Source organism: Intestinibacillus sp. NTUH-41-i26 (assembly GCF_032769475.1).
Lineage (GTDB): Bacteria > Bacillota > Clostridia > Oscillospirales > Butyricicoccaceae > Agathobaculum > Agathobaculum ammoniilyticum.
Genome location: NZ_CP136477.1, coordinates 2,192,501 through 2,218,078, shown reverse-complemented (window position 1 = coordinate 2,218,078; position 25,578 = coordinate 2,192,501). Strand labels below are relative to the sequence as shown.

Sequence of the window (25,578 nt, the reverse complement as noted above, 5' to 3'; positions counted from 1 at the left end):
TTCCAGAGAAAAGCCCGAGACGCGCAGAAATCAGAAAAGGCATGGCTTCGCCATGCCTTTTCCGTTATCCATTTAAGCAGCCGTTGCCGCCCATAAGAGCAGTCATCTCCTCGATTCGCTCCAGCGGGAACGGTGGTTCACACAATGGCTTCATGGCAATCGACATCAACTTCATCGGATTGTCATCCGCAGCCACCCGGTTGGAATGGAGCGTGCCACACCGGCGGCAGCGATGGATAACCGCCCATTCCCTGTTTTTGCGCACCCACACTGCGACGGGGTCCATGATGCCGCCGCAGTCTGCGGTACGGTCGCCGGGTTCATCGTCCAGATGCAAGCTTGACAGGCAGTTCGGACAATGGTTGCGGTGACCGCTGCCTGCGCCGACGGAGACGACCGGCCGCCCGCATACGCGGCAGGTAAAGCTTTCGGCACAGGGATGGGTTTTATAATAACCCTTTTCATACATTTTTCGTTTGTTTTCTCGGTTCATGGTTTGTTTGTCCTTTGTTATAAAATGATGGTTTCGCTTTTAGGACAACAAAAAATGGCCCGGGACGACGGGCCATTAAACTGTTCTGCTGGATAGATGGGGACGACAACATGCAGCCGCCGAAAAACGGCGGCAACGAAAAGGTTGCCCAATGAAAGGCAGGCCCGACTCTGTATCCGTAAAATCAGCACAGCAAAAAGCCCATCGTCTTGCGATGAGGAATTTTTGTCATCCTGTTATTTACGGATAGCCGACATCAAGCCACCACATCTACTTTAATATTCTATCATAAGTATAGCATAAACAAAGCCGTTCCGCAAGGTTTTTTGCGGCGCCTGCTTAGCAGGTTGGGGAGCGCTTGCAGAATCCTATGTAGGTCATCCGAGCGCAACGTCAAGGATCATCATTACCAGAAAGCCGGCCATTACACCAAGTGTTCCAGGGTGGGAATGCTCTCCAAGGTGTGCTTCCGGGATCAGTTCCTCGACTACAACATACAGCATCGCGCCCGCGGCTGCGGAGAGCAGCCAGGGCATGAAAGGCGTAAGCTGCGCTGCAGCCAAAACCACCAGCACGCCGAAAATCGGTTCCACTACACCGGACAGCGCGCCGTAGAGAAAAGCGCGCGGGCGCGACAGCCCCTCTTGCTGCAATGGCAGAGACACCGCCGCGCCCTCGGGAAAGTTTTGGATGCCAATGCCGAGCGCCAGCGCACCGGCGGCCGCGATCAGGCCGGCCTCTCCGTTGTGCTGTGCCGCGCGGGCGAACGACAGGCCGACCGCCATACCCTCCGGTATGTTATGCAGCGTTACGGCGAGCACGAGCAGCGTGGTGCGCCGGAAAGAGGAGGGCAGCCCCTCGGCTCGGACGGCACCGCTGTGCAGATGCGGGAGCAGGCCGTCCAGCGCGAGCATGAGCAGAATGCCGAGGATAAAGCCGCCGGCGGCAGGGATCCAGCCGATCCCGCCAGCCGCCTCGGCCTCTTCAATAGCGGGGATCAGCAGGCTCCAAACCGAAGCCGCGATCATAACGCCAGCCGCAAAGCCGAGGAAAATACGCTGCAGCAACGCGCTCGATTTGCGGCGCAGGAAAAATACCATAGCGGCCCCCAGCGAGGTCATCGCAAAAGTAAAACCAGTGCCGGCCGCCGCCCAAACCAATGCTTGTATCATAAAAAGGCCTCCTTTCCGGATGGAAGTATGATAAAAAGTCCGTTCTGATAATAGAAAAGTTTATTGACAATTATAGTTAGCGCAAACCAACTACAATTATAGATATCCATGCCAAGACTGTCAAGGCAAATGTCTGCCGCCTGAATATGGAGCGAATGCGTATACTTCATTATACATGCTTCGCGCACCCGCCGCAAGAGGGAGATATAGGGGATGGCGGGCATATTGGCGGAAAGGCGTCGCGGCTGCAGGGTCGTGCGGCAGGCGCCTTTTCCTTGCTGGTTTGCCGGTCGCTGTGGTATAATAAAAATAAATGCTATAAGGAGGAACCGAATATGCCGGTGTCACGGGAAAACGTTTTATATTTTGATCCCAACAGCGGGGAACAGGCCGCTGTTTTGAAATCCATCCTGGTACGGATGGGGGTGCGTATTCGAAATGTCGCGCCGGAGGCAGCAGGACAGACGATTGGCTGTCTGCTTGGCCGAAAGGGGTTCGATGCGCGCGAAGCGCCGGAGACGCCGGCGCTGGCTGAGCCCGTGCTGGTGCTGGATGGTTTTACGGATAAGCGTCTGGAGATCCTGCTGCGTGAAATGAAAAAGAACGGCGTATCCATCCCGTATAAAGCGGTCGTGACAGAGACGAATCTGGGCTGGCTGTTCCACCAACTGTATGACGAGCTGGCGGCGGAGCATGAGGCGATGAGCAAATGATCGAACGCGAGATAGCAGACTTTGATTTGGAGCAGATCGCTCGGTCGGGACAATGCTTCCGCTTTCGGGAGCTGGGGGAAAAAAGGTACTCGGTCGTTGCGGGAGGGAAGTATATCGAAGTCTGCCAGGAAGGGCGGCTGGTGCGGTTCGATTGTTCGGAGGAAACATTCGAGTCGGTCTGGCGAGGATATTTTGACCTGGATGCGGACTATGGCAGGTATAAGCGGGCGGTCGCTAAGCGGGACCAATACCTACAGCGTGCGGTTGCGGCGGGATGCGGGCTGCGCATCCTACGGCAGGAGCTGTGGGAGACCATCGTGTGCTTTATCATATCCCAACAGAACAATATCGGGCGCATCACGAAATGCGTCGAAAATTTATGTTCCCTTTTTGGGGAAATCTGCTATAATAGGAGTGGACAGGTATACAATGCTTTCCCGACGGTCGAACGCCTTGCCGCCTGCACGCTGGAGGAGCTTGCGCCCATCCGTCTGGGCTATCGGGCGAGATACATACTGTCCGCCGCGCGGCAGGTTGTATCGGGCGAAGTAGACCTGGAGGCTGTCCGGCATATGGACTATGCCCATGCCCGCACCGAGCTGATGCGACTGTCCGGAGTGGGGCGCAAGGTAGCGGAATGTATTTGCCTGTTTGCGCTGCATCATATCGATGCGTTCCCAATCGATACGCATATCCGGCAGGTATTGGATGCCCACTATCCCAAGGGCTTCCCGTTAAAGCGCTATCGGGGATTTGCGGGCGTTATGCAGCAGTATGCATTTTATTATGAACTTGTGACAAACTGAAGCAAAGGAGTGTAGGAATATGGCGGTTTTAACCATTACAAAGGATAATTTTGAACAGGAGGTACTGCAGTCGGACAAGCCGGTTCTGCTCGATTTCTGGGCGAGCTGGTGCGGCCCGTGCCGCATGGTTTCTCCAATTGTGGACGAGATCGCGGAAGAGCGCGCGGATATTAAAGTCGGCAAAATCAATGTGGACGAACAGGGCGCGCTCGCGCAGGAGTTCGGCGTAATGAGCATTCCGACACTGGCCGTAATCAAGGACGGCCAACTCGCGAATAAAGCGGTCGGCGCGATGCCCAAAGCCAATATTCTTGCGCTGCTGTAAAAAAGAAAACGGAAACGGGAATTTCCCGTTTCCGTTTTTTTTATCAGCCGTCCGGACGCGCGCCAGAAACAGTGTTAAGTGGGGATATCGCCGAGCCGGTAGATTGTCAGGGAAATGTTGCTGTAAAAATACGTGCTTCCGCTGCCAATGACCCGCAGCGTGGCCGGGGCGGAGGAAACCGCTACCGGCGATGTGAACGCAATGCTTACAGTTTCGGTCGAAGTGTGGAAGTTATGCGATGCGGAAGCGCCAGCGACAAAGGACCCGTTTAACTCAAGCGTAAAGCTGATATTATAGGGGAATGTCACACCGCTTCCAGGCGCCATGCCGCCGTCAAAGACCACGGCATAAACGCCGGGATGGTTGATGGTGAAAATTGCGCTGTTGAGCTCGTGCGAGATGGAAGTGCCGTAGGAAAGTGCGTTCCGGTCAAAAATCAGGGCGTTATTTTCTGTGCCGCCGGGGTGCGAGGGGATGGAATAGGCGGATAACAGGTTGACCGTCGCACCGCTTTGGCCATCCTGCCCTCTGGGAATCGTAAAATCGAGTACAGCGTCTTTTTCCGTACCCGAGTTGACGACGCTGGCTTCGGTGCCGGGATCTCCGGTGGTAACTGTGCCGACACGGACGGTGGCGGCATCGCCATCTTCACCGGTTGGGCCGGTTGCACCCGTGGGACCAGTGGGGCCGGTTGGTCCGGTTGGACCAGTTGCACCTGTGGGACCGGTGGGTCCAGTTGCTCCGGTGCCAGTTGCGCCTGTCGGGCCTGTGGGACCCGTTGCACCTGTGGGACCGGTCGGCCCAGTCGCACCGGTACCCGTCACGCCCGTAGGTCCGGTCGGTCCGGTCGCGCCAGTTGGACCGGTTGCACCCGTGGGACCAGTGGGTCCAGTTGCTCCGGTGCCAGTTGCGCCAGTCGGGCCTGTGGGACCTGTTGCACCTGTGGGACCGGTCGGCCCAGTCGCACCGGTACCCGTCACGCCCGTAGGTCCGGTCGGTCCGGTCGCGCCAGTTGGACCGGTTGCACCCGTGGGACCAGTGGGACCAGTTGCTCCGGTGCCAGTTGCGCCAGTCGGGCCTGTGGGACCCGTGGAACCCGCTGCACCTGTGGGACCGGTCGGCCCAGTCGCACCGGTACCCGTTATGCCCGTCGGTCCGGTCGGTCCGGTCGCACCAGTCGGCCCCGTGGGGCCAGTAGGTCCGATTGCGCCGAAGCCGGTAGCACCCGTGGGACCTGTCGGTCCGGTCGCACCGGTGGGGCCGGTCGGCCCTGTCGCGCCGGTGGGGCCGGTCGGGCCGCCGGCGGGCCCTGTTGCGCCTGTCGCGCCGGTGGCGCCTGTCGCACCCGTCGCGCCCGGGAAACCTCCCGGCCCCTGAGGACCGGTCGCACCCGTAAAGCCGCGCGGCCCCATCGGACCACGCTCGCCGCGATACCCGCGCGGGCCTTCAGGTCCTGTCGGGCCTGTGGGACCGGGCGGGCATTGCTGGCCGCCGCATGTGCCGCCGCAGATCTTATCCATCCACTTGTCGGAGGAGCAGCCGGAACCGTCCCGTCCAACAAATTGTGAGCGATCGTACATGTCTTTCTTCCTTTCGGGAAATTTGCCGGATGATATCATTCGGCACTGCATTCTATGCGTGGGGGCGGTCTCCGGTCACTCCGCACCGGAGGCGCGCTGCGCAAAATACCGGCGGTTGTAGGCGACTGCGGGGGAATCCGGCCAGAAAGCCGCGGCATGCTCGTTCCATGCGGCGGCTTCGTCATGCTGCCCCAAGTGGTCGCAGCACACGCACAGCCCCAGACAGGGGATATACCCATAGCAGGAAACCTGCACAAAACCGCCCCGTTCTGTCCTGCGCGGCGCACGCAAGGCGGTTTCGTACCAGAACCTGGCCAAGGCATAATGCTCCTCCTGCAATTCAAGCGCGGCGAGCGCACAGCAGGTTTCCCCGCGCGGTTCATCCATGGAAAAGGACAGAAGCAGGGCGGCTTTCGCTTCGTCCCGTTGCCCGAGCGTGCAGAGGCAGTCGGACAGGTTGCGGCAGGCCTCTATCCGGTTTTCGGTCCAACCGTCCGGACGGGATAGGAAATCACGGAACGCAGCCACAGCCGCGTCCCACTGCTGATGCGCCATCAGCTCGCGCGCATAATAAAACTGCTCGCGCGCGGTCAGTGTTCCTTTTTCGGCGCGCTGCTTTTCATAAATATCAAGATTGCGGCGGCTGTCTGTTTTCCGCTCCTTGCGGTGTTCGACAGCTGCGTCCGCATACAAAATGCGTCCTTGTGGGGTGATGCACTCATGCACTGCGCCCTGCCAGGTAAATCCGGCTGCCCGCCGGAGCAGGCGCTCCCGAAAATAAACAAACGTCGGCTTGCCCTGCGGGTCGAACGCCACATGATAGGGAAGCATGACAACGTCGGCGGCTGCTTCCGCAAGCTGTTGCTTGAGCGCGGCAAAGCCCGCGCGGCTCTCCGGCGGTATCACATCGTCCGCGTCCAGCCACAGGATATAATCGCAGCCCGCCTGCGCGAACGAATAATTGCGCGCAGCAGAAAAATCATTGCACCAGGCAAAGTCCAGCACCCTGCCGTATTGTGACGCGATGGCCCTGGTCTGGTCGGAGGAACCAGTATCGACAATAATGATCTCGTCTGCGATCCCCTGCACGCTGTCCAGACAGCGCGCCAGCACCGCCTCTTCATCCTTCACGATCATGCAAAGACTAATGGAAACCATAAAAAAACCCTCCCGCGCAGTCTATGCTGCGCGGGAGGCGGGGGACAGCGCACGGAGCGGAAAAGGGGAAGCGCGACGGTCAAAAATCGTGACGGAAGCCGCCGCTGCTGCCCAGATGCTCCAAAGTGGAAATGACAAGCTCGATCTGTTGAAAGCATTCCGGATCGGAAAGGCTGTCGTCGCGGATATAGCCCTTGATCCGGTTGAGCGCGCGGTAATAAATAGAATCCATCAGCTTATTGACGTCCACTCCGATGAGGGACGGGAATTCCACGCGGATATCCTGCTTGGAAAGGACCTCGCGGAATACCTCCAGAAATAATTCGTTTTTCTCCAAAGCAATCACCTCTTAATAAGAATAGGTCAAAAACACCCTAATGTCAATAGGTCGAATTGACATAATAAAATGGGTGATAGAATTGAGCCGATTAAGAGAATTGCGCGAGGAAAAAGGATATACCCAAATCAAAATGCAGATGTTGACAGGTATCGACCAGAGCGATTACTCGAAAATAGAAAACGGGAAAAGATATTTTACATTGGAGCAGTTAAAGCGTATCGCAATCGTGCTGGAAACGAGCATGGATTATTTGGCGGGTTTAACGGATGAGCGAAAACCCTATCCGCGCAGGAAAGAATAAAAGGAAACGGCACCACCCTCCCTTTTTTCGTGTTGCATGACTTGGTTTTTTGGCGTTTTTGATGCTTGTTTAGAAAAATAAAAATGCGTTTCAAAAACACTCAAAACCCGCGCCACGTCTTGATGAAATGAAAAAAACCGCACAGCGCTGAACATCATTGCGCGGCACCTGCTGACCAGCGACAGCGGCATCTACTGCTCCAATGTCCAGACGAGCTGCTGGGGCGACAGGGATTAGACCGTGATCTGCATCCGGCCCGGCAAAATCCCAGTTTTCGATCTGGGAGCAGGGTACAATGCGGATAGGTAGGAACAGCGCGGCATGGCTCTTGCTGCAAGTCAGTGTGCCGTACCATGCGCTCAAATTGCTCGGAAGCAATTATGCGTGCACACAGGATGCGTTTCAGAAGCTATGCCGCGCGGGGTATCTGGAAGTTGTCAAGGCACCGGGGCACAAAAGCTTTTTCGTCACAGATTCCGGATTTGAAGCCTATTGCCGCTTGAGGCAAAAAGACCGTAGGAAGTCGAACGCTTTCATCTGGGACAAGCCGACGGGCACGCACAGCATCGAAAAGGCGGTTCGGCGCAGCCGCATCAACGAGGCGCGGCTGTTCTTCGTCCTGCTTTGCAGGCGCAAGTACCAGACATCCTTACAGATTAAGCGCGAACAGGAACGACAGGCTGTCCGCAGCACAGACAGCCTGAAATATTCCCGGTTTGTCGGCTGCATCTATGATGAAGAACGTTTTCTACATCTGGTGTACCACTTCGGGAACGGCAACCAACGGCTCAATCCCAACGGCGAGAAAAACGCCGACGTGCGGCTGGCCGGGGCAATGATGTCGTTTGAGAAAGTGATCCTCGTCGAAACGCCCGAAGCGATCGCAGACATTCTGGAATATTCGCTCTGGGCGCTGAAAAAGGCTCCACGTTCACTCCGGCATATGAAGATGAACTCCATATCACATGGGAGGACAACGCAATCCTGCTGCCGTTGGATGGGTTGGCACAAGCCCTTGTGCAGCACTTTGACCGGAAGGGCTGGTGCGTCACCATTGCACAGATGGAAGAGCAGGAGAAAGAAAAGGCAGGCATTACACTATCCCTTCTTCATGGGCAATGGATGGAACTGCTGGAGTATCTCGCGCAGGAGCCTGCCCCGGAAGCGCCGGTGCGTATTATCGCGTGGGATTTTCAGCAGCCGGTGCTGCGGCAGCGGGGTACGCTGCCGACAAAAGCGCGGGTCGGGGTGTGACTGTTACAAGCGAAATAACAAAGCGGTACGGAATGCTCCGTACCGCTTTGTTATGTATTTACTTTCGTTTGTTGCTACGGCCGAACAGATAGTCCAGCGATACCTGATAATAGTCGGCTAATTTGACTGCCAGATCGAACGGCAATACACGTTCCCCGCGCTCGTACTTGGAATAAAGGGATTGATCGCACAAAATAATTTCTGAGATCTGCTTTTGCGTCAGGTCAGCATCTTCACGCAAGTCTCGGATTCTGAGATTCATAACCATCACCAAGGTAACGATAACAAAGTTTTTTTCTTCTTCCGCAAACACACAATCAAGTTCTTTGCTGCTTTTTCCTCGTACATAGGCATCTCGCCAGAGCTGGCTTTTCAAGTAAAATCCACTTGAATTGTCTATACGAGTCTTTTGCGAAAGCGATCTGCTGCAGATAATTGATAGAAACTGGATTCGAGGAAAATATGCCTTGCCTTTATTCGCTGTCCCTGCTCCCGCATAGCCTATAAACAACATAGTTAGCAACTTTGTGTACTTCGCTCTATTCAAGGAAAATAAAATGAAATCCTAAACGGTGTGCCTTTCCTTGATACGCTTGACAGCATAGCCCAATCGAACAATAGCCTCCACAAGCATCGCAGGGATAGACATGGAACAGAAATGTGTGAAATCATATCCCTCATAGTACATAGTTTGAACGACTTCAGCTATCGTTTGCTCGCCTTCCCCAATGCTTCCAAACTAAAGGGGGATTAAACAAGCGCTGTCCAGACCGGCACCAAGCTGAAGTGATGGCCTAATTTTATTCCAAGACAAAGGTGTGACCTCCGCCCTTCATTTGTCTTGACAACAGATCACTGCCGTCCTTTCTTCTGCCGATTGCGGAAGTCCTTTTCGATGTCATCCGTCCAGTGCTCATTCAGAGGCACGCTGCTGCTAGAATAAAAATAGTACAAGTCAAAATGAGCAAATTCCCAATAAGCAATAGATGATACAATAGAAGTATAGTATTGAAAGAGGATCTCATTATGCAAAGCAGCATGACAAACGGTTTAAACTGGATTCAGTCCAGTACTATCTTGATCATAAAGAACTTAGTGTTCGTGGCTGTGCTCAGAATCTCGGTGTAGGTGACAGCACTCTGACGAAATGGCTGAAGAATTTCAGGGAGTCTGGAAATATCCCTATTCATGGCTCCGGTAATTACGCTTCTGATGAGCAGAAAGAGATTGCCCATTTGAAACGTGAGCTTCGTGATGCCTAGGACACACTCGATGTGCTAAAAAGTTATCAGCATTTTGGGAAAATAACAGAAGCCATTTATATAGAGGTTTCTGAAAAGACGGAAGCTGCCAGAAAACAGGATCGCCGGGTTTACGTTTCCGGAATGCTGAACTATTTAGGCGTTTCGCGGTCTGGATACCGTTCATGGTTGAAACATACCCCTACCGATACGGAAAAGCGCAGGGAATACATAAAAGCCAAAATACAGGATATTCATGATGAATCCAAGCAAAACTACAGAACTCCCCAAATCACCAGAAAGTTGCGTCAGAATGGAGAGATCATCCCAGAACGTAGAACGTACTGTTGGGAAATATATGAAGGAAATGGGGATCAAGGCCAAATGGGTGAAACCGTGGACGATCACTACCATAGATTTCGATTTCAACAACGAACTTCAAAATATCCTGAATGAACAGTTTACTCCTGATCGTCCAAATGCGGTATGGTGCAGCGATATTACATATATCTTGACAAACAAAGGCTTTGTCTATCTGACAAGCATTATAGATCTGTTTTCCTGAAAGATTATTGCTTGGACACTCAGTCAGATTTGAGAGGTATCCTGTGTGATTGACACCATTGGTAAAGCGAAAGCCAGACGCAGCACAGAACTGTCGTTAATTATCCACAGTGACAGAGGAAGCCAGTATGTATCCCAGGCATAGCGAGAAGCTACTGCAAAAATGCAGCGCAGCTACTCGAAAAAGGCTTTTCCGTGGGATAATGCATGCATCGAATCGTTTCACGCGCTTGTCAAACGGGAATGGCTGAACCGGTTTAAAATACAGGATTACCGGCAGGCATATCGTCTGGTATTCGAGTACATCGAAGCTTTTTACAATACCAAACGTATCCACTCATGTCGCCAAATGACTTTGAATTACTTTATGAGCAAACACAGACAAACTGTTCTTAGTAAGTTAAGTTGAGGATTAACTTCTCTTTTTAACTGGTGCTAAATCTTGACATAGGACCATTAGTGTTTTACCTGTATCGTTGTATGAAAAAATAGTATCAGGTGAAATTACGCTTCATGATTGGATGAAAAACGCCAAGCGGATGGGGCTGGATGCGGCAGGTATCAGTACAGCTATGCTGAAAGAACACACGCCAGTTTATCTGAACCGTGTAAACAGGTTGATTGATGAAGTCGGTATTCCGATAGCGATGGCATCCGCCTACCCAGACTTCACACATCCGGACGCTTTGCAGCGCGAACGCGAACTGGAATACTTGAGGCGGGATATCGCAATGTGTTCAGAACTGAGGTTGCAATATGTTCGCGTGCTGGCGGGACAAGCTCATCTGGAAACTAGCCGCGAAGAAGGCATTCGTTGGGCAGTAGAAATGCTGCGCCGCGCCGCGGTTACGGCCGCTAAATTTGGCGTAACACTGGTTTATGAAAATCATTTCAAGCCAACGGCATGGGAGTATGCCGATTTCAGCTTTCCAATCGATATTTTCCTCGAAATTGCCCTGAAAATTAAAGGAAGCGGTGTAAAACTGAATTTTGACACTGGCAATGTGACGGCACTGGGCTTGGACCCAATTCCCATTCTAAAAAAAATATATCCCGATGTGGCGACAGTCCATATTTCAGATATGGCAGAGTTGGGTAAATTTGCTCCGGTTGTTATCGGTACTGGCGTGACCCCGAACAAAGAAATATTGGCGTATCTGAAACAGCAAGGCTTTAATGGGTTGGTCTGCATAGAAGAAGCAAGCGGAACAGGATATGATGGTATCCGTAAGGCCGTAGAATTTGTTCGAAGCGCATGGGAGGAGGCGTTATGAAAGCGTTAGTAGTAATAGAAAACGGATTGGCCGAGATGCGCGAAGTGAAAACACCGGACTATGGAGCGGATGAAGTGTTGGTTCGCGTAAAGGCCTGCGCAATCTGCGGTAGCGATGTTCATGGCTATGACGGGTCGAGTGGTCGCCGTCAACCACCGATCATTATGGGGCACGAGGCAGCTGGAATGATCGAATGTATTGGAGAGCGTGTGACACGGTACAAACCGGGCGACCGAGTCACGTTCGATTCAACAGAGTACTGTGGTTCATGTTATTATTGCCGTAAAGGCATGGTGAATCTGTGCATGCATCGTCGCGTACTCGGCGTCCATTGCGCGGAATATAGCCGCGACGGTGCTATGGCGCAATATATTGCAGTGCCAGAAAGGATTCTATATCATAGAGTAGTTATTAAAGCCCCTCTCCAAGGGTTGTGCTACACGGTAGGGGATGCTGCGGATCAGTAATTACTACCCACCACAAGATGGTTCAAGAAGGGTTACAACCACAGCCTCTATTACGGCACCGAAGTAAATTTCTGAACGCAAACAAAGCCATATTGGCTGTTTTGATGTGATTAGCTCCCCCTTGAAAACGACGTGATATGTTGCCGTTAGACAAGGGGGAGCTTTACTTATGCGGTATCGGCAGAGCGGGTGGATTAGCATATCGCCGAGCATACAAGGGAACTTAGTCGTCGGGCGCGATACGTCGCGCTTCCAAATAGTAACATTTTTCGATGCTCGTCCATTGAAAAAGTTTTGCGCGGTAGCACGCCTGCGCGCAGTATCTGTGGGAACAGGCCGGCTTTCGAGAGGTTCGGTAAAAGAAAGCCTATGATAGATAGCGGCGTAGTAGTGTTTCCGTTCCATGGATATAGTCGATTCCTGCTTCCGTGTTTTCTGCGAGTAACTCATCAAGTGCCTGCTTATACATAGCGCTTCCTCGAGTGCAAACGGAGTAAGAGATTGCGTTATCCCAGCAAGGTGACAGGATAGAGTGGTCTGCGCCATGCCGGACGGTACGGCGCGTTGCATCAGGAGGTGCAAGGCTGCGACATGATCGACATGGCACAGCAACCGGTACACAGCTTAAAAACAGATGCTATCTTCGTGCAGATAGACCAGTTCTGCCAGCATCCTGCGCGCATGGCAGACGACATGCTAGACTTGAGTCGTTCCCAGTACGCATTAGCAGCCGCCGTCGAGTGATTATCATCTCCGGTGGCGAATACGAGAGGGACGCGCTAACTGTATGCCTATATTGTCTGTGCAATGGGCGCAGCATGCTGCATAGGCCGCGTGTGCTGTTAGTCGCTAAAAAACGCAACAGTCTGCGCCACCTGTGGCAGCAGATGGTCGATCCGACATCCGCCATTCTACATCAGTGGAAAATCGTATATCGGTGCTATACTTTCGGTAATAAAGAATACGGTCACTTGGGAGAACGGATCTCCAAGGTGGCCGTATTTTTGGTAACACAGCATACTCAATGATGCTGAGCAGCCTATATCCAAGACAGAAAATCAACTCTGAAGCCCTTGCTGCTAAAAAACAGCCGCAGGGGGGATTTTTTATCCAAGTATTTTTCCCTTTTCTGTACAATAAATGCAGGATAACTGCCTATATGCAGAATGGAGGAATAACATTTGGGAAATATTTACGGTTATATCAGAGTATCCAGCACTGACCAGAACGAGGATCGGCAGCTTGCTGCGTTGCGGGCCAAAAGAGTGCAGAGCAATCGCATCTATATGGACAAACAGAGCGGCAAAGATTTTAATCGCCCGAAATATAAGCGCATGTTGAAAAAGTTAAAACAGGGCGACCTGCTCTATATTATGAGCATTGACCGGCTGGGGCGTAATTATAAAGAGATACAGGAACAGTGGCGCATTTTAACGAAAGAAAAGGGCATTGAGATCTGCGTGCTGGATATGCCGCTGCTGGACACCCGGCAGGGCAAGGACCTGATGGGAACATTTATTGCCGACCTTGTGCTGCAAATCCTGTCCTTTGTGGCGGAGAGCGAGCGCGCAAATATCCGCAAGCGGCAGGCCGAGGGCATTATCGCAGCCAAAGCGCGCGGCGTGAAGTTCGGCAGACCAGCTCTGCCCCTGCCCGATAACTTCTACGAAGTACATAAAGCGTGGCGCGACAAAAAGATACCCCTCCGGCTGGCAGCAGAAACCTGCGGCATGCCGAAAGGGACTTTCTATTATAAAGCTGTGAAATTTGAGAAAGAGAGATAAATATAGCGGCTGAAAACTCGAAAAGGTATACTTTTCAAAACAAACCCTACTCTTACCATGTTATTTATAATATCGGTCGGATACTTTTATAAATAAGGAAATAAATAAAAAAATTTCCCCTACGGTCGCGTTTATAAAAGTATAGTTTTTGAAAACGGAAGAAAGGTGAGAAGATGCTGGCGTTATCCGTTCAAGAAGGAGATTATATCACGATCGGCGATGATATTGTGATTCAGATATATGCGCAAAAGGGAAAGCTGACGCGTATTGCAATCGACGCGCCCAGAGAAATGCCGGTTGTTCGCTCCAAACTGGTAGAAGAGCAGGGAGCAACGCCGGAATGTATGAAGCGCTTCCGCAGCAGCAAACCGTAAAAATCAATTTGATTCAAACGGATTGACCCGTTTTGAATAGAAATTTATCAACTAAAGGGCCGCAGACGGATGGATTCGCTGCGGACGGATTCTGAAAAGGAGAATGATTTATGAGAATCCAGCACAACATTATGGCAATGAATGCCTACCGCAACTACAACAACAATACCTCAGCGCTGTCCAAGAACCTTGAAAAGCTGTCCTCGGGCTACAAGATCAACCGCGCGGGCGACGACGCGGCCGGTCTTGCGATTTCCGAGAAGATGCGCGCGCAGATCACTGGTCTGGAAACCGCACAGAAGAACGTAAAGGACGGCATCTCGCTGGTAAAGACCGGTGAGGGTGCAATGCAGGAAGTGCAGGACATGCTCAACCGTATGGTCGAGCTGGCCACCCAGTCCGCGAACGGCACCTACGACAACGAGGTTGACCGTGACAACCTGCAGAAGGAAGTAGACCAGCTCAAAACCGAAATCGACCGTATTGCAGATTCCGCGAACTTCAACGGCATTAAGCTGCTGGACGGAAGCCTGAGTGGCGGCTCCCAGGTTGATAATCTTGCAATTGATGCGACCACCGCGGTTAAGGGTACCTATACGACTGCCGCTGTAGCGGATACCGGTGCGCTCGGCAAGCTGACTACGGATGATATTGGCAAGACGCTGGATTACACGGTTACCTGGAAGGACAGCAGCGGCAAGGAGCAATCCACAACCGTTTCCCTTACCTATCAGGGGGATGGCACGGGCGCCGTTGCAAAGAACAACACGAAAAATTATTTTACCGACGCAAATGGAAATAAGTATTATCTCGATGCAAGCGGTACTGGCGCTAAGCTTGCGGCATCCAAGGTTTTCAGTGGTATCGTGGCTGGTCTGAAGGCGGACAGCAATTTCTCCGCTAATTTTGATATTGCGGCCGGTACCGGCCGCAAGATTGTCTTTACCTCCAAGCAGGAGGGTTCTGCGGGTGCACAGGTAGTCGGCGTCGGTGTGAGTGAAAATACCAGTCTTGCTGCAGGTTTTACAGCATCTATGGCAGGTGACGTTGTCCGTACGGAAGCCTATGATTCCATGCAGAAGTTTGATGCCAGCAAGATTACAGTCGCTGACGGCGCTGCGTCTGGCGTTACCTTGGAGCAGTTGAAGGCAAATATCTTTGAATTGGATGGACACAAGTTTCTGGTTGCTACCGGCCTGACCAACGATCAGATCAAGGCGCTGGGCGATGATGTAACCATCATCTCTCTTGCTTCTAAGGGTGCCCCAGATGCTGCGGATGCCAAGCAGATTGCCGCGGAAATCAGCCGTGTGACCGGCATGGAAACCAAGGTATATGACGCTGCGGTTACAAAGGCCAACATTAGTACGACAGACATCGTATTTACCAAGGATAAGCTGAGCCTGAATGGCAGCTCGCTCACCCTGCAGATCGGTGACACATCGGATAAGTACAACCAGCTGGATGTTAAAATCAAGGATATGCATACTGCCGCTCTTGGAATTGATTCATTGAGTGTTGCTACGCAGGAGGCGGCGCAGGCAGCAGTGGATACCATTAAAAATGCGATCAATACCGTATCCTCTGTGCGTGGTACGCTGGGTGCGACCCAGAACCGTCTGGAGCACACCCAGAACAACCTGTCCGTCATGACCGAGAACATTCAGGATGCTGAGTCCACCATCCGCGACACCGACGTGGCCGATGAGATGATGGCGTACACCAAGAACAACATTCTGGTACAGTCCGCGCAGGCAATGCTGGCGCAGGCCAACCAAGTGCCGCAGGGCGTTCTGCAGCTGCTCCAGTAAGCTGTATTTTCTCTGTATTTGCGGCACACACCAAGTTATAATCCGGATGGGGGCGGGCATTTTGTCCGCCCCCGTTTTTATGAGAAAGGACCGATCCTATGAACAGCGATGCCCTTGCACTGGCTCGCCGTCTGGCAGAGTTGGACCAAAAAGAAACTGCACAGCAGGCATATACGCTTGTGCTGCAACAGTCGGATGGATCAGACCCTGCTGCCGAGATGGAGGCTGCAAGCTACATCTTTTTTTCAGAGGGAGAGTATCAGACAGCCTATACGACCTTTGTTTCTCTGTACAACCGCGGATATTATCAAGCGGAATTGATGGATCTGATGATGCAGGCCTTTTATCTGCCCAATGTGGAAGCGCAGCAGAAATGTTATCAGGAAAACTGTGAGCTTCTTGGCGGGTATCCCTATTTGTTTTGTAAGGATTTCCTCCCATTTGACAGCCTTCCAATCTTATTTTTCCCTTTTAATGATAAGGGGTATATTCCTTTTTTCAAAACCCAAAACCGCTTTGGAGAATATATTGATTTTAATGATCCGGTAATAGACCGGAACTTCTTCCATGACCTTGAAAATCCCATCCTTGCAGAGGATGTTTTCTCTCAATATCAGTTGGAGTATTTAAATGACAATGTGCGCAAAAGCGAATGGGTAGCACGCGAGAACCATATCTATCTTCACTATACGGATTGGAATACCTTTTGTGCGTATTTAAGCTGCCTGCAATTCTCCCGGCTTTTACCACAACAAAAATTTGTTTTTCTGGTTGAAAAGGAGATTGCGCAATATCCCATTGATTTTGCTGAACGATTTGGCATTGATTACAGCAGGAACAGGGTCAGGCCGTTTTCCTATCAAGAGGTTACGCGCCTCATCTGGCATACGCAGTTGGCCACGCATAATGGGGGGGATTTCTTTAATGAAATCTTTCATAACCATCCGAATCTGCTCACCATGGAGTCCGTGATGTTCCATGAACTGAGCCAGAAAATCAAAACTGCAAAAAAGGAATTGCGCCGTCAGGCAGGCAAGACGCAAAAAGGTATGATGGCTCGTTTGACAGATAAGGATATGCTCGTTTCCTTATTACTGGGCCGTGAAGATGCCTGTGCAGGCTTGGATTACAAAGCGCGTATCGTTCCCGCCGTTTTTTTTCAGCCACACTTTCCAAATATGCTGTATCATATTATGTTGGCAGGGAAAAAAGGTGTATCCACGCTATATTCTGAACAGTATGAATCTATTCGCGAATCCCCGATTTTTCAGAATTTCAAGTATATCAAAACATTCACACCTATGCGCCGTATTACGACCAGCTATGCGGCAAGTGTTCGGTTTATGTATGCCCAGGCACAGATGGATCAGGGGAGAGAGGGGGGAAAACCTTTAAGGTGGTTTCAGATGTTGTATCTGAGCGTATACAAAACCGAAGCTTTATGATTGACCCACAGGACCGGCTGTACAGAGACAGCGTACTTGTTCGCTTTGAGGATGGCAAGCTCAACCCAACGGCGACCTTTACTTCCTTGGCAGGATTTCTGGACATCCCGTATACCGAGAGTATGACCTATTGCTCAGGGCGGGATGGACTCAATCCGGAATCGCTTGAGGGAAATGTCAGGGGCTTTGATCTTGCCACGGTCTATAGAACCTATGATGAATATGCAAATGATGAAGAGCGAGCCTTTTTGGAATATTTTCTGAGAGATGCTTACGAAGAGTATGGATATGATTTCCATTACTACAAAGGTGAACCGGTTGATGAGCAATGGATAAGGGAAAAAATTGCGCGTTTTACTTGTATTGATGGATATATTATGAGAACGTATGGACGTATTTTGGAACATCGGCGAGACGGCAAAACAGGGGAACCTCTGGAAGAAGAAGATATTCGCCAAAGGTGTGCTGCAGTTATCATACCGGAAAAAGAAAAACGATTTAATTTGGCTTGCCGCCTGCTCGCGGGTTTGTCGTTTGTCAATCGACAGGGACAGCCCCTTCGGATGATGAAGAAACTCGAACTCGATCCTGCGCTGCTGGAGCAGCCGCTTTATCATTGATAAGGAGGGGCGTTATGGAACACAAAGGGACAGTTTATTTTTTCACCGGTTTGTCTGGTGCCGGCAAGACCACATTGGGTGGATTGTTTTATCAACGACTCAAGGCCACAAAGCCCAATGTGGTGTATTTGGATGGGGATGCAATCCGGCCCATATTCGGTGAGGACAGCGGCTACACGCAGGACGATCGCCTGCGCTGGGCAGGGCGGATCTTCCGTGTATGCAAGATGCTTGCCGACCAAGGCATTGATGTCATCTGCTGTTCGATCGCCATGTTCTCTTCTGTACGGCGGTGGAACCGCGAGAATATCAGCCAGTATAAGGAAATTTACATTCGGGTAAAAAAAGAGACTCTGTTGGCACGCAATCAAAAGGGATTGTATACGGCTGGATGTAACGTGGTAGGGGTGGATATTCCATTTGATGAACCGCAAAGCTCTGATCTGGTCGTGCAGAATGACGGCGAACAAACGCCGCAGGAGCTGGTCGAGCAGATCGAGCATATCTTATATCCTAATATCGTGGAAAACCCCATTGATAACCGCGATTATTGGAACCGTTATTATCAGGATCAGATTTGCACCATAGAACCTTCTCCATTTGCACGATATGTGGCGACGATGACCGGGGCGGGGGGGCGGCTGGTTGATCTAGGATGCGGTAACGGGCGGGATGCCTTGTTTTTTGCGGATATCGGATTAGATGTGGTTGCGATTGATCTGTCTGATGCTGCGATCCGTATGCTCCAGAAGTTGGAAAGAGGGAATCCGCACTTTATCTGTGGTGATTTTATCAACGAATCTGTTCATCAGTCGAAGAGTTATGATTACGCATATAGTCGATTCACGATTCATGCAATCAACAGCAAGCAGGAACAACTGTTGCTGCGCTCCATGTATCGTGCCCTTAAACCCGGTGGAAAGTTTTTCATCGAAGTGCGCGGGATACATGATCCTCTGTATGGCAAGGGGCAGCAGCAGGAACGCAACGCTTTTTTTTACAACAATCATTATCGCCGATTTATTGTGATGGATGAACTAGTAGCAGCTCTGAGAAAAATCGGTTTTCGTGTGGAGTATGCGCAGGAACGTACAGGATTTGCACCTTATGGAAATGATGATCCACCGGTAATCCGTATTGTAGCAATTCGCCAGGAGGGATGAGATGATGGTGTGGGCAGATCTCCATATGCACTCTGCGGCATCAGATGGGCAGCTTTCGCCAACTGACTTGGTGCGCAAAGCGCAAGCAGCGGGGATAGAACTGCTCGCTCTGACCGATCATGATACACTGAGCGGGACGGAGGAAGCGATCCGTGCAGGCAGAACATATGGTATTCAGGTTTTGCGAGGGATTGAGCTGGGAGCGAGTGAGCATCGCTATATGCACATTCTGGGACTTGGCATGTCTGATGTCGGGACTGCATTGCCTGCGCTTTGTGACACGCTACAACGCAGTCGTAACGAACGAAAATATCGTATCATTGCTTTTCTTCATGAAAAGGGCATCGATATTTCGATAGGCGACGTGGAACAGCTTGCCGGTGGCAAAGTAGTTGCAAGACCGCATTTTGCTCAGGTATTAGTCCAACAAGGCTATGTATCCTGCATGAGAGAAGCATTTGATCGGTATTTGGATACAGCGGAATATCAAAAAATTGAGCGCTTTAAAGCTTCGGCGGAGGAGTGCATACAGGCGATTCATGCAGACGGGGGAAAAGCCGTATTGGCGCATCCATATCAGTTGGGACTAAACGTAGAAAAACTCGATCAGGTGCTTAAAACATTAAAAAACGCCGGATTGGATGGCCTGGAATGCTGGTATTCGCGGCATACGCACCAAATGACAGAAGAATTTTTAGCTCTTGCTCAAAAATATGAGCTTTACATCAGTGCGGGAAGTGACTTTCACGGAGAAATGGTTAAGCCGGATATTCAGCTCCATCCGTGGAAGCTGGATTTGGATTGGCTGATTTAGGCTAAGCGATGCAATCAGGAATTTTTTATGAATTAACGCGATAAGATCAACAGATATCTAGATATCTGTTGATCTTATCGCTGCGTTTATATACACCATATGCGCCGGAAACGATGTTTTCATGTAAGACCAGCAAACAAATGTCAAGAACCGAATTGAAATGAACCGCTATTTTTAGGTGCGGCAAAAAGGACACAGAAAATCAAGCCACCGGAAATTTTGACTCTGGCCCAGAATGGACAGGTTCAGGATAAGATCAGGCTTCGAGACTATCCAGATGCTTTTTCACAGTGGCGTAGTAAATGCGCAGGAATTTGTTGGCGGAGGCCATCATGTAAACACGATAGGGCTTTCCCTCAGCACGTTTCTTATCCATGAATTGGTACACCGGCTCATCGGCGGAGGAACGCTGGAAAATCACGCTCATCACCAGGAACAATGTTCTGCGCAGAGCGGAGGAACCCCGTTTGGAGATGCTGCGGCTACGGACTTCCATCTGGCCGGACTGGTATGGAGGGGCGTCGATACCCGCGAAAGCCACCAACGCTTTCTGGGAGTGGAAACGGCGCACAGCGCCGATCTCTGCCATAAGCTGGGGCCGAGAGCCGGATCACAACACCGAACATCCCCATCACAATGGAGTACTCCGGCAGCGATGCCGCCAGAGACTGCATTTCTGAGCGCAGCCAGTGCAGTGGATACAGCCCAGAGTTGGAACACCGCCTGCTCTATCAGGAGCTTGGTCGTATTGGCCTTGGGCATAACACTGAAATGTCCACAGGCGGAGGTATAACTGTCCAGCGCCTTATCCTGGCTGAAGTTGTAACCGTGTTTGTTACACCACCTCTGGTACTTGGCTGTAAAAGCCTTTTCGGTTAACCCACAGACACACTCACAATGCAGGAAAGCAGCTACAAAGCCTATCCATTTCTCGCTGCCATTCGCCCTGACAGGGCTGGTAAACAGGCGGTTTGCATCAGGGAAAGCGGTGGCGAGCAAGGAAATCAGGTTGTTTTTGAGCATGGTCTGCACCTTGGCACATTGCTGGTACTGTCGGTATGTGGTTTTCAGCATGAGCCGTATCTCATCCTCTGGGATGTACTGGGCATCGCCAGCCAGTGGTCAAGACCGTAATTGGCCAGCTTGATCGCGTCTTTCTTGTCGGTCTTGGCCCGCCGTAGACTGTTACTCCCGCAGCCATGCATCAGCATGGCGTTCACCACGGAACCGTAAAACTCGGAATGGTAAAGGAGGCTGGCAACCGGCAAATGGCAGTTCCCCGCAGTCTCCATCAGTATGCGATTTTCGCCGTCCAGTTCCCACAGCAGTTCGGACAGTTCGTACAACTCAACATCTGTGTGTCCCACCTCAAAGGGAGGGGGCACCATCTCTCACAAAGCCCGCATGACGGCGATCATGCTTTTGCCTTTGGAAACATCAATGCCTACACAGTTTACGTTCACTCCCCCAATACAAAATTTGCAATCGGAAACCATCTTTCTCTCAATGTCGATTCAAGCTACTGCGTGACGCGGGCAACAAACCCAACCTGCTCAACCGAACGCTACAATGAGGGATGGGTAGCAGTATTGCATGCGGACACGAGAAGCCCAAGCATCAAAGCGCTACCCGATTACACCCTGAGGCATGAGAACGAATAAAGCACGCCAGCCAAGCGTGCTTTACCCAGCAATTATATTGTAGTAGCATCAAAACACTTGTTTTAGAGTTCAGCAGGTCAATATAGGCCGATGTTAATGTAGCGGCATTTAGAAGAAAGCGATATGTTGCTTTACGAAACCCTGAACATCGAAGACTGATCAAAAATTGCAAGTGCAAACCACAATAGGGATTCTTTTGGAAAGGCGGTAGCTGGTAATTAAAAGGCGTGTTTAACCATATGGTTTAAACACGCTTTTTCAATTAAAGCATGTAACCTATCTTTTGTCGCTGTTGGTCCTATGTCAAGATTTAGCACAAGTTAAGCCTTTAGCGCAATATATGTGCATCATTAACCTTGGTCTTTTAACCTCTTGTTATCGGCTGTTAATTTTTTTTGCCGTAGCTATATATCGCATCAATCACCTATTTATATCAGAAAATATTTCCGGATTGATGCTCTATATGATCCTGTTTTTATAATTATATGTTATTATCCGAAACAATTCCTGCCCCTTATTGCGCAAAATAATTCTACACAACATATAAAACAACGGCAGCAAGCATTACTGCTTGCTGCCGTTGTTGATTGTGACCGCAAATACGTTCCTAACAATGTGTATGATTCGTACCTGCGCGTTATGATGGAGCTGATGAGTCCAGTTGTCGAACCCAGCTCCTGGGGTTCGACCTGGGATCAAATTGGTGGAGCCGAGGGGAGTTGAACCCCTGTCCGAAAGCGCATTCACCGTGACTTCTCCGGGCGCAGTTTGTCTTTTGGGGATTCCCGCTGCGATACGCCGGCAAACAGGCTTACCGTTTTGGTAGAGTCATGTTACATGACGGGGGCAACTCTTACCCCGTACACGTTCACCACTAAATCGACGCCGGGTTTCAAAGCCGTGGTCCTCTTTGAGCCGACGGGCTAAGCCTTAATTAGGCAGCCTGAAGAGTATAATCGTTGTTGTTTAATTTATAAACAGTTGGAGCTTTTTACGCAGATCCCCGCTGCGGCCCGCTATCCCGGCTTCAACACCCCCGTCGAACCCGTTACGGCCCCATATAGGTGTATCCGCAGATGCGAATATTCAACGATTGCGCTCTTTCATTGCGCGGTCCATTTCGCGTTTGGCGTCGCGCGCGGCAATGCTGTCGCGCTTGTCGTGCAGCTTTTTGCCGCGGCACAGGCCAAGCTCGAGTTTCACCCGCGAACTTTTAAAATACACGGACAAAGGGATCAAGGAATAACCGTCCTGCTTGGTTTTGCCGAACAGGTTGGCGATTTCCTTTTTGTGCATCAGCAGCCTGCGCACACGCAGGGGATCCTTGTTGAAAATATTCCCTTTTTCATAAGGGGAAATATGCATGCCCCGCACAAAAAGTTCGCCGTCTTTAAAAGTGCAGTACGAATCCTTGAGGTTGATCTGCCCTTGGCGAATGGATTTGACCTCGGTGCCAAACAGCTCGATGCCCGCTTCGAATTTGTCCTCGACAAAGTAATCGTGCCATGCTTTTTTATTGGCAGTAACCTGCTTTGTCCCTTTTTTATCCGGCATTGCACGACCTCCTTTTCCCGTGGTACAGTTTATCATAGCATGCGCTTGGCGATTTGTAAAGGCACAAGTGTGTTACAGTCTTCGACGAAAATGGAAGACGGGAGTGTTAAAAACACTCCCGTCCCTTGCTGTTCAATCATCCCCGCGCAAAAGCTTTTCCGCGTAGCCGTGCAGCTCGTCGGGGGAATGGACGTTGTCGCCGCGCTTGACAATCATTTCGCGCACATAATCCGGCAGGTCGTCAAAGTATGCGTGGGCGGCGTGGTTGATCGCCAGCATTTCGGTCAGATTGTGATACCGTTCCATGCACATTCACCTCGCCGAAAGTATACCCGTTAATAGGTCAGGATATTCTCCAGGATGTTCAATATTTTTACGCCATAGTCCGCGCCTGCGGCCCAGCCGTAACCCTTGGGATTTTCCTGTATCCCCAGATACTGCACGGTCGGCGCGGCGCCGCGGGAAACGAGGGAAAAACGGGGATCAATGCAGGCGTTCCTGAGCGGTTCATGGTTCGCATAGGCTTTCAAATGCTGTATCTGGGCGCGAATGCCGAGCTGCGGGGTGTCGAACGACGCGCCTTTCATTCCGTTATCGATCACGCCGAGGCCGCAGAAGTTATTTTGACCGATTGTCACGGCGCTGTCGCGGAAAGTGAAATTACCGGTCTCAAGGCAGGACTGCGCAAACGCGATATCCCCGCGGATCCCTTCGGCCTGTCCTTCGGATATGTAGTAAGGAATCATATCGATCACAGACTGGGGGACGTTGGGATTGGCTTTTTTGATATATGCCTGCATCTGCGCGGCGGTTGCCTGCGGGGTTCCGGTCAGGCTGGTGTAGGAGAAGTACTTGTCCACGGTGGCGGTCTTTGCATTATAATAGGAGGAACCGGGCCGCATGACCTGCGTCAGCATGAGGGTGGAGCCGGGGTGCGTATCGATCAAACGGTAATCGTCAAGGGAGCGGAGCGTGCTCCCCTTGGTAAAATCGAACACCGCCCATTGGCCATTAACATAGACCACGTTCCACGCAGCCGACCAGCTCCGTGCGAGAAACGCGGGGATGCCGGCTTCGGAGAACATCCAGTCTGCGGCGGCCGCGAGCGAGGTGGCGCTGACCTGCTTTTTTCTGCCGTAAGCGGCCGTCCAGGAGGCGCTCCCACCGGTCTGGTACTCGCGCTGCAAAAGACGGTAGATATAGGAGATGCGCTCGCTGTCCGTCTTTAAGGCGGACAGTTCGGCCATTTGGGAAGAGAAATAGGCTTCCGCTTTTTTTCGGTCGTCAGCGGACGCGCCGCCGGTCAGGGTATAGGTATCCGATAGAGACAGGCGGGAACGGGCGTTTTTGGAATAACCGTTGGAAACCGAAATGTCTGCCAGAGAACTGGGTCTGGAGCCGAGATAGGCGGCTGACATGGCCTGAAAGTCGGCCTGCAGAGCGGCCTTGTCCGGATTGTCGAACAGGTCCGGATCGGCGAGCGAAGCCAGCGCCACGTTATAGGCAGGGGTGCCGGACGCTGTGGTGTTGGTCAGCGCCGCAGTGAGCGCGTCTGCCCAATACAGGCTGCTGCGGAAAAGCGCACTGCCGGAAGCATACAGCGGTGCGTCCTTAACGGCGCGCAGGGTGCTGACGAGCGCGCGCCAGTCGGCGCTGCCATCTTCTGTGATGACCGGCGCATAGCGGGCCGCAGTCAAGTGGTAAGAAGCGCTGGGAAGCGCGCGCAGATTGTTGGCAAGGTCGTTCATTGCCGCGTTCCAGGAGGTTTCGGGCGCGTAAGGATACGCAGCATAGGCGGTTATCCGCTTGTTGTCGTAATTGTAGGAGACGCCGAAATCGGCTAACTGGCCCAAGGCGCGCAGGCCGATAAAATTATTTCCTTTAATATTATAGACCTGCGGGGTGATGCGTTCCCCTGCGAGGTAAAGTGTCTGGCGGGTGGGGATGGCGGCTGCGGAGCTGGTGGCAGTATTTTGCACGGTGCTGCTTTCTCCTGCCTCGGGGACATAGGAGCCGTCTGGATCGATATGGACCGCGTTTGATGACGGATCGTAGGCAACGCCGAAATCGAGGAGACGTCCCAGGTCGCGGAGTTTAAAATAAGTATTACCATCTATGTTATAGATCGTGGGGGTCGCTGTGCGGCCGACAGTATCCGATAAGGTTGTGCTGACGTGAAAGGTTTGGCCGCCGGAAGCCGCAGGCAAAGCAGTGGCCGCAGAAGCCGTGCAGGTCAATGCGGCGACGCTGAGCGCGGTAAAAATCAGGCGCTTTAACATAAGTTCCTCCTTTGGGTGAATAAAGACATATTTTTAGGGTATTATATCATGGAAAGTGTCGATATTCAAATGTAGCATATGGCACGACTGGAAAAAGACACGAAGGTAGTTATAGAAAGAAAGGGGGAGGGAGGACTTGACAAAGTGGAGGGGGATATAGTATAGTAAACGAGCTGCGGAAGTGCGCGGCGGAAAAAGCTGAAAAAAGAAGAAAAAAGTTCTTGACAAACAGCTTTGGGTTTGATATACTGAATAAGCTGCTTCGGAAGGGGCGGCGGCCGGAAAAGTTCGGAAAAGAGAAAGAACGGCTCGAAAATCTGAAAAAAAGATTGAAAAAAGTTCTTGACAAAGCGAACGACTTCTGGTATACTGAATAAGCTGTCAC

28 protein-coding genes, 1 other RNA gene and 1 pseudogene are annotated in these 25,578 nt (G+C 51.4%); 18 read left to right on the top strand and 12 right to left on the bottom strand.

Annotation, left to right across the window (positions count from 1 at the left end):
• Positions 1–64: 64 nt before the first annotated feature.
• On the bottom strand, positions 65–493 hold the full coding sequence (locus RX717_RS11390; RefSeq protein ID WP_107631844.1) for an RNHCP domain-containing protein: 429 nt from the start codon (positions 491–493) through the stop codon (positions 65–67).
• 377 nt (positions 494–870) lie between these two features.
• Entirely contained in the window at positions 871–1,665 is a 795-nt protein-coding gene (locus RX717_RS11385; RefSeq protein WP_107631845.1) for a ZIP family metal transporter, read from the bottom strand.
• 335 nt (positions 1,666–2,000) lie between these two features.
• Here RX717_RS11385 and RX717_RS11380 point away from each other — a divergent pair, with 335 nt between their 5' ends.
• Genes RX717_RS11380 through trxA form a run of 3 tightly spaced genes read left to right on the top strand, consistent with a single transcriptional unit; the run spans position 2,001 to position 3,509 of the window.
• Positions 2,001–2,378 (top strand): DUF3783 domain-containing protein, encoded by a 378-nt coding sequence (locus RX717_RS11380; protein WP_054328044.1) that lies wholly within the window; start codon positions 2,001–2,003, stop codon positions 2,376–2,378.
• Positions 2,375–3,184 carry a DNA-3-methyladenine glycosylase family protein gene (locus RX717_RS11375; protein WP_107631846.1) on the top strand — a complete coding sequence of 270 codons (810 nt, stop codon included), beginning with the start codon at positions 2,375–2,377 and terminating at the stop codon, positions 3,182–3,184. Before RX717_RS11380 ends, RX717_RS11375 begins: the two co-directional genes overlap by 4 nt.
• A gap of 19 nt (positions 3,185–3,203) precedes the next feature.
• Positions 3,204–3,509, top strand: coding sequence for a thioredoxin (gene trxA, locus RX717_RS11370; protein WP_107631847.1), 306 nt, complete (start codon positions 3,204–3,206; stop codon positions 3,507–3,509).
• 74 nt (positions 3,510–3,583) lie between these two features.
• On the opposite strand, the gene RX717_RS11365 is transcribed toward trxA, so the two are convergent.
• The 3 genes from RX717_RS11365 to RX717_RS11355 all read right to left on the bottom strand — a co-directional run bounded on the left by RX717_RS11365 (position 3,584) and on the right by RX717_RS11355 (position 6,584).
• Complete coding sequence (locus RX717_RS11365; protein ID WP_107631848.1) at positions 3,584–5,089, bottom strand: collagen-like protein; 1,506 nt, start codon at positions 5,087–5,089, stop codon at positions 3,584–3,586.
• Between the two features lie 75 nt (positions 5,090–5,164).
• A complete protein-coding gene (locus RX717_RS11360) occupies positions 5,165–6,247 on the bottom strand; it encodes a glycosyltransferase family 2 protein (protein WP_186950173.1) in 1,083 nt (360 codons plus the stop codon).
• A 79-nt stretch (positions 6,248–6,326) separates the two neighbouring features.
• A complete protein-coding gene (locus tag RX717_RS11355) occupies positions 6,327–6,584 on the bottom strand; it encodes a hypothetical protein (RefSeq protein ID WP_054328521.1) in 258 nt (85 codons plus the stop codon).
• Between the two features lie 133 nt (positions 6,585–6,717).
• Between RX717_RS11355 and RX717_RS11350 the strand changes: the two genes are divergently transcribed.
• A complete protein-coding gene (locus RX717_RS11350) occupies positions 6,718–6,888 on the top strand; it encodes a helix-turn-helix domain-containing protein (protein WP_316960293.1) in 171 nt (56 codons plus the stop codon).
• Here the strand turns inward: RX717_RS11350 and RX717_RS11345 are convergent.
• Positions 6,867–7,079, bottom strand: coding sequence for a hypothetical protein (locus tag RX717_RS11345; protein WP_316960292.1), 213 nt, complete (start codon positions 7,077–7,079; stop codon positions 6,867–6,869). The two genes, RX717_RS11350 and RX717_RS11345, sit on opposite strands and share 22 nt — an antisense overlap.
• 811 nt (positions 7,080–7,890) lie before the next feature.
• Between RX717_RS11345 and RX717_RS11340 the strand changes: the two genes are divergently transcribed.
• Positions 7,891–8,142 (top strand): hypothetical protein, encoded by a 252-nt coding sequence (locus tag RX717_RS11340; RefSeq protein ID WP_316960291.1) that lies wholly within the window; start codon positions 7,891–7,893, stop codon positions 8,140–8,142.
• Between the two features lie 58 nt (positions 8,143–8,200).
• Here RX717_RS11340 and RX717_RS16040 read toward each other — a convergent pair whose 3' ends face one another.
• On the bottom strand, positions 8,201–8,404 hold the full coding sequence (locus RX717_RS16040) for a helix-turn-helix domain-containing protein (RefSeq protein ID WP_082397429.1): 204 nt from the start codon (positions 8,402–8,404) through the stop codon (positions 8,201–8,203).
• 745 nt (positions 8,405–9,149) lie between these two features.
• Between RX717_RS16040 and RX717_RS11330 the strand changes: the two genes are divergently transcribed.
• The 13 genes from RX717_RS11330 (at position 9,150) to RX717_RS11270 (ending at position 19,699) form a co-directional block, all read left to right on the top strand.
• Complete coding sequence (locus RX717_RS11330; RefSeq protein ID WP_316960668.1) at positions 9,150–9,404, top strand: helix-turn-helix domain-containing protein; 255 nt, start codon at positions 9,150–9,152, stop codon at positions 9,402–9,404.
• A gap of 12 nt (positions 9,405–9,416) precedes the next feature.
• Positions 9,417–9,839 carry a hypothetical protein gene (locus tag RX717_RS11325; RefSeq protein ID WP_316960290.1) on the top strand — a complete coding sequence of 141 codons (423 nt, stop codon included), beginning with the start codon at positions 9,417–9,419 and terminating at the stop codon, positions 9,837–9,839.
• Positions 9,840–10,110: 271 nt separating this feature from the next.
• On the top strand, positions 10,111–10,356 hold the full coding sequence (locus RX717_RS11320) for an integrase core domain-containing protein (RefSeq protein ID WP_242977943.1): 246 nt from the start codon (positions 10,111–10,113) through the stop codon (positions 10,354–10,356).
• Between the two features lie 112 nt (positions 10,357–10,468).
• A complete protein-coding gene (locus RX717_RS11315) occupies positions 10,469–11,221 on the top strand; it encodes a sugar phosphate isomerase/epimerase family protein (protein WP_107631852.1) in 753 nt (250 codons plus the stop codon).
• A complete protein-coding gene (locus tag RX717_RS11310) occupies positions 11,218–11,688 on the top strand; it encodes an alcohol dehydrogenase catalytic domain-containing protein (protein ID WP_107631853.1) in 471 nt (156 codons plus the stop codon). Before RX717_RS11315 ends, RX717_RS11310 begins: the two co-directional genes overlap by 4 nt.
• A 591-nt stretch (positions 11,689–12,279) precedes the next feature.
• Positions 12,280–12,432 carry a hypothetical protein gene (locus tag RX717_RS11305; protein WP_153802410.1) on the top strand — a complete coding sequence of 51 codons (153 nt, stop codon included), beginning with the start codon at positions 12,280–12,282 and terminating at the stop codon, positions 12,430–12,432.
• A gap of 437 nt (positions 12,433–12,869) precedes the next feature.
• The gene (locus RX717_RS11300) at positions 12,870–13,472 is read left to right on the top strand and encodes a recombinase family protein (RefSeq protein WP_054328579.1); all 603 of its coding nucleotides are present in this window, start codon (positions 12,870–12,872) and stop codon (positions 13,470–13,472) included.
• Between the two features lie 173 nt (positions 13,473–13,645).
• Positions 13,646–13,846 (top strand): carbon storage regulator, encoded by a 201-nt coding sequence (locus tag RX717_RS11295; RefSeq protein ID WP_054328512.1) that lies wholly within the window; start codon positions 13,646–13,648, stop codon positions 13,844–13,846.
• Positions 13,847–13,956: 110 nt separating this feature from the next.
• Entirely contained in the window at positions 13,957–15,657 is a 1,701-nt protein-coding gene (locus RX717_RS11290; RefSeq protein WP_316960289.1) for a flagellin N-terminal helical domain-containing protein, read from the top strand.
• A gap of 98 nt (positions 15,658–15,755) precedes the next feature.
• Positions 15,756–17,102, top strand: coding sequence for a hypothetical protein (locus RX717_RS11285; protein WP_316960288.1), 1,347 nt, complete (start codon positions 15,756–15,758; stop codon positions 17,100–17,102).
• Complete coding sequence (locus RX717_RS11280; RefSeq protein WP_316960287.1) at positions 17,099–17,722, top strand: hypothetical protein; 624 nt, start codon at positions 17,099–17,101, stop codon at positions 17,720–17,722. Before RX717_RS11285 ends, RX717_RS11280 begins: the two co-directional genes overlap by 4 nt.
• Before the next feature lie 14 nt (positions 17,723–17,736).
• Entirely contained in the window at positions 17,737–18,885 is a 1,149-nt protein-coding gene (locus RX717_RS11275) for an adenylyl-sulfate kinase (RefSeq protein ID WP_107631856.1), read from the top strand.
• Position 18,886: 1 nt separating this feature from the next.
• Entirely contained in the window at positions 18,887–19,699 is an 813-nt protein-coding gene (locus tag RX717_RS11270; protein ID WP_107631857.1) for a PHP domain-containing protein, read from the top strand.
• Positions 19,700–19,955: 256 nt separating this feature from the next.
• Here RX717_RS11270 and RX717_RS11265 read toward each other — a convergent pair.
• From RX717_RS11265 to RX717_RS11245, 5 genes and pseudogenes are all read right to left on the bottom strand, one after another.
• A pseudogene (locus tag RX717_RS11265) lies at positions 19,956–21,195 on the bottom strand (IS110 family transposase).
• Positions 21,196–22,061: 866 nt separating this feature from the next.
• Positions 22,062–22,418, bottom strand: a transfer-messenger RNA (tmRNA) gene (gene ssrA, locus RX717_RS11260).
• Between the two features lie 28 nt (positions 22,419–22,446).
• Entirely contained in the window at positions 22,447–22,914 is a 468-nt protein-coding gene (gene smpB, locus RX717_RS11255) for an SsrA-binding protein SmpB (protein WP_054327199.1), read from the bottom strand.
• 132 nt (positions 22,915–23,046) lie between these two features.
• On the bottom strand, positions 23,047–23,220 hold the full coding sequence (locus RX717_RS11250; RefSeq protein WP_153802385.1) for a hypothetical protein: 174 nt from the start codon (positions 23,218–23,220) through the stop codon (positions 23,047–23,049).
• Positions 23,221–23,249: 29 nt separating this feature from the next.
• Positions 23,250–25,193, bottom strand: a complete 1,944-nt coding sequence (locus RX717_RS11245; RefSeq protein WP_242977944.1) for a glucosaminidase domain-containing protein — start codon at positions 25,191–25,193, stop codon at positions 23,250–23,252.
• Positions 25,194–25,578 lie beyond the last annotated feature (385 nt).

Bases quoted from the DNA above. Each gene is read 5' to 3' on its own strand.
- RX717_RS11390 (WP_107631844.1), bottom strand. From the start codon at position 493: ATGAACCGAGAAAACAAACGAAAAATGTATGAAAAGGGTTATTATAAA.
- RX717_RS11385 (WP_107631845.1), bottom strand. From the start codon at position 1,665: ATGATACAAGCATTGGTTTGGGCGGCGGCCGGCACTGGTTTTACTTTT.
- RX717_RS11380 (WP_054328044.1), top strand. From the start codon at position 2,001: ATGCCGGTGTCACGGGAAAACGTTTTATATTTTGATCCCAACAGCGGG.
- RX717_RS11375 (WP_107631846.1), top strand. From the start codon at position 2,375: ATGATCGAACGCGAGATAGCAGACTTTGATTTGGAGCAGATCGCTCGG.
- trxA (WP_107631847.1), top strand. From the start codon at position 3,204: ATGGCGGTTTTAACCATTACAAAGGATAATTTTGAACAGGAGGTACTG.
- RX717_RS11365 (WP_107631848.1), bottom strand. From the start codon at position 5,089: ATGTACGATCGCTCACAATTTGTTGGACGGGACGGTTCCGGCTGCTCC.
- RX717_RS11360 (WP_186950173.1), bottom strand. From the start codon at position 6,247: ATGGTTTCCATTAGTCTTTGCATGATCGTGAAGGATGAAGAGGCGGTG.
- RX717_RS11350 (WP_316960293.1), top strand. From the start codon at position 6,718: ATGCAGATGTTGACAGGTATCGACCAGAGCGATTACTCGAAAATAGAA.
- RX717_RS11345 (WP_316960292.1), bottom strand. From the start codon at position 7,079: ATGCCGCTGTCGCTGGTCAGCAGGTGCCGCGCAATGATGTTCAGCGCT.
- RX717_RS16040 (WP_082397429.1), bottom strand. From the start codon at position 8,404: ATGAATCTCAGAATCCGAGACTTGCGTGAAGATGCTGACCTGACGCAA.
- RX717_RS11320 (WP_242977943.1), top strand. From the start codon at position 10,111: ATGCAGCGCAGCTACTCGAAAAAGGCTTTTCCGTGGGATAATGCATGC.
- RX717_RS11315 (WP_107631852.1), top strand. From the start codon at position 10,469: ATGAAAAACGCCAAGCGGATGGGGCTGGATGCGGCAGGTATCAGTACA.
- RX717_RS11310 (WP_107631853.1), top strand. From the start codon at position 11,218: ATGAAAGCGTTAGTAGTAATAGAAAACGGATTGGCCGAGATGCGCGAA.
- RX717_RS11305 (WP_153802410.1), top strand. From the start codon at position 12,280: ATGATCGACATGGCACAGCAACCGGTACACAGCTTAAAAACAGATGCT.
- RX717_RS11295 (WP_054328512.1), top strand. From the start codon at position 13,646: ATGCTGGCGTTATCCGTTCAAGAAGGAGATTATATCACGATCGGCGAT.
- RX717_RS11290 (WP_316960289.1), top strand. From the start codon at position 13,957: ATGAGAATCCAGCACAACATTATGGCAATGAATGCCTACCGCAACTAC.
- RX717_RS11285 (WP_316960288.1), top strand. From the start codon at position 15,756: ATGAACAGCGATGCCCTTGCACTGGCTCGCCGTCTGGCAGAGTTGGAC.
- RX717_RS11280 (WP_316960287.1), top strand. From the start codon at position 17,099: ATGATTGACCCACAGGACCGGCTGTACAGAGACAGCGTACTTGTTCGC.
- RX717_RS11275 (WP_107631856.1), top strand. From the start codon at position 17,737: ATGGAACACAAAGGGACAGTTTATTTTTTCACCGGTTTGTCTGGTGCC.
- RX717_RS11270 (WP_107631857.1), top strand. From the start codon at position 18,887: ATGATGGTGTGGGCAGATCTCCATATGCACTCTGCGGCATCAGATGGG.
- smpB (WP_054327199.1), bottom strand. From the start codon at position 22,914: ATGCCGGATAAAAAAGGGACAAAGCAGGTTACTGCCAATAAAAAAGCA.
- RX717_RS11250 (WP_153802385.1), bottom strand. From the start codon at position 23,220: ATGGAACGGTATCACAATCTGACCGAAATGCTGGCGATCAACCACGCC.
- RX717_RS11245 (WP_242977944.1), bottom strand. From the start codon at position 25,193: ATGTTAAAGCGCCTGATTTTTACCGCGCTCAGCGTCGCCGCATTGACC.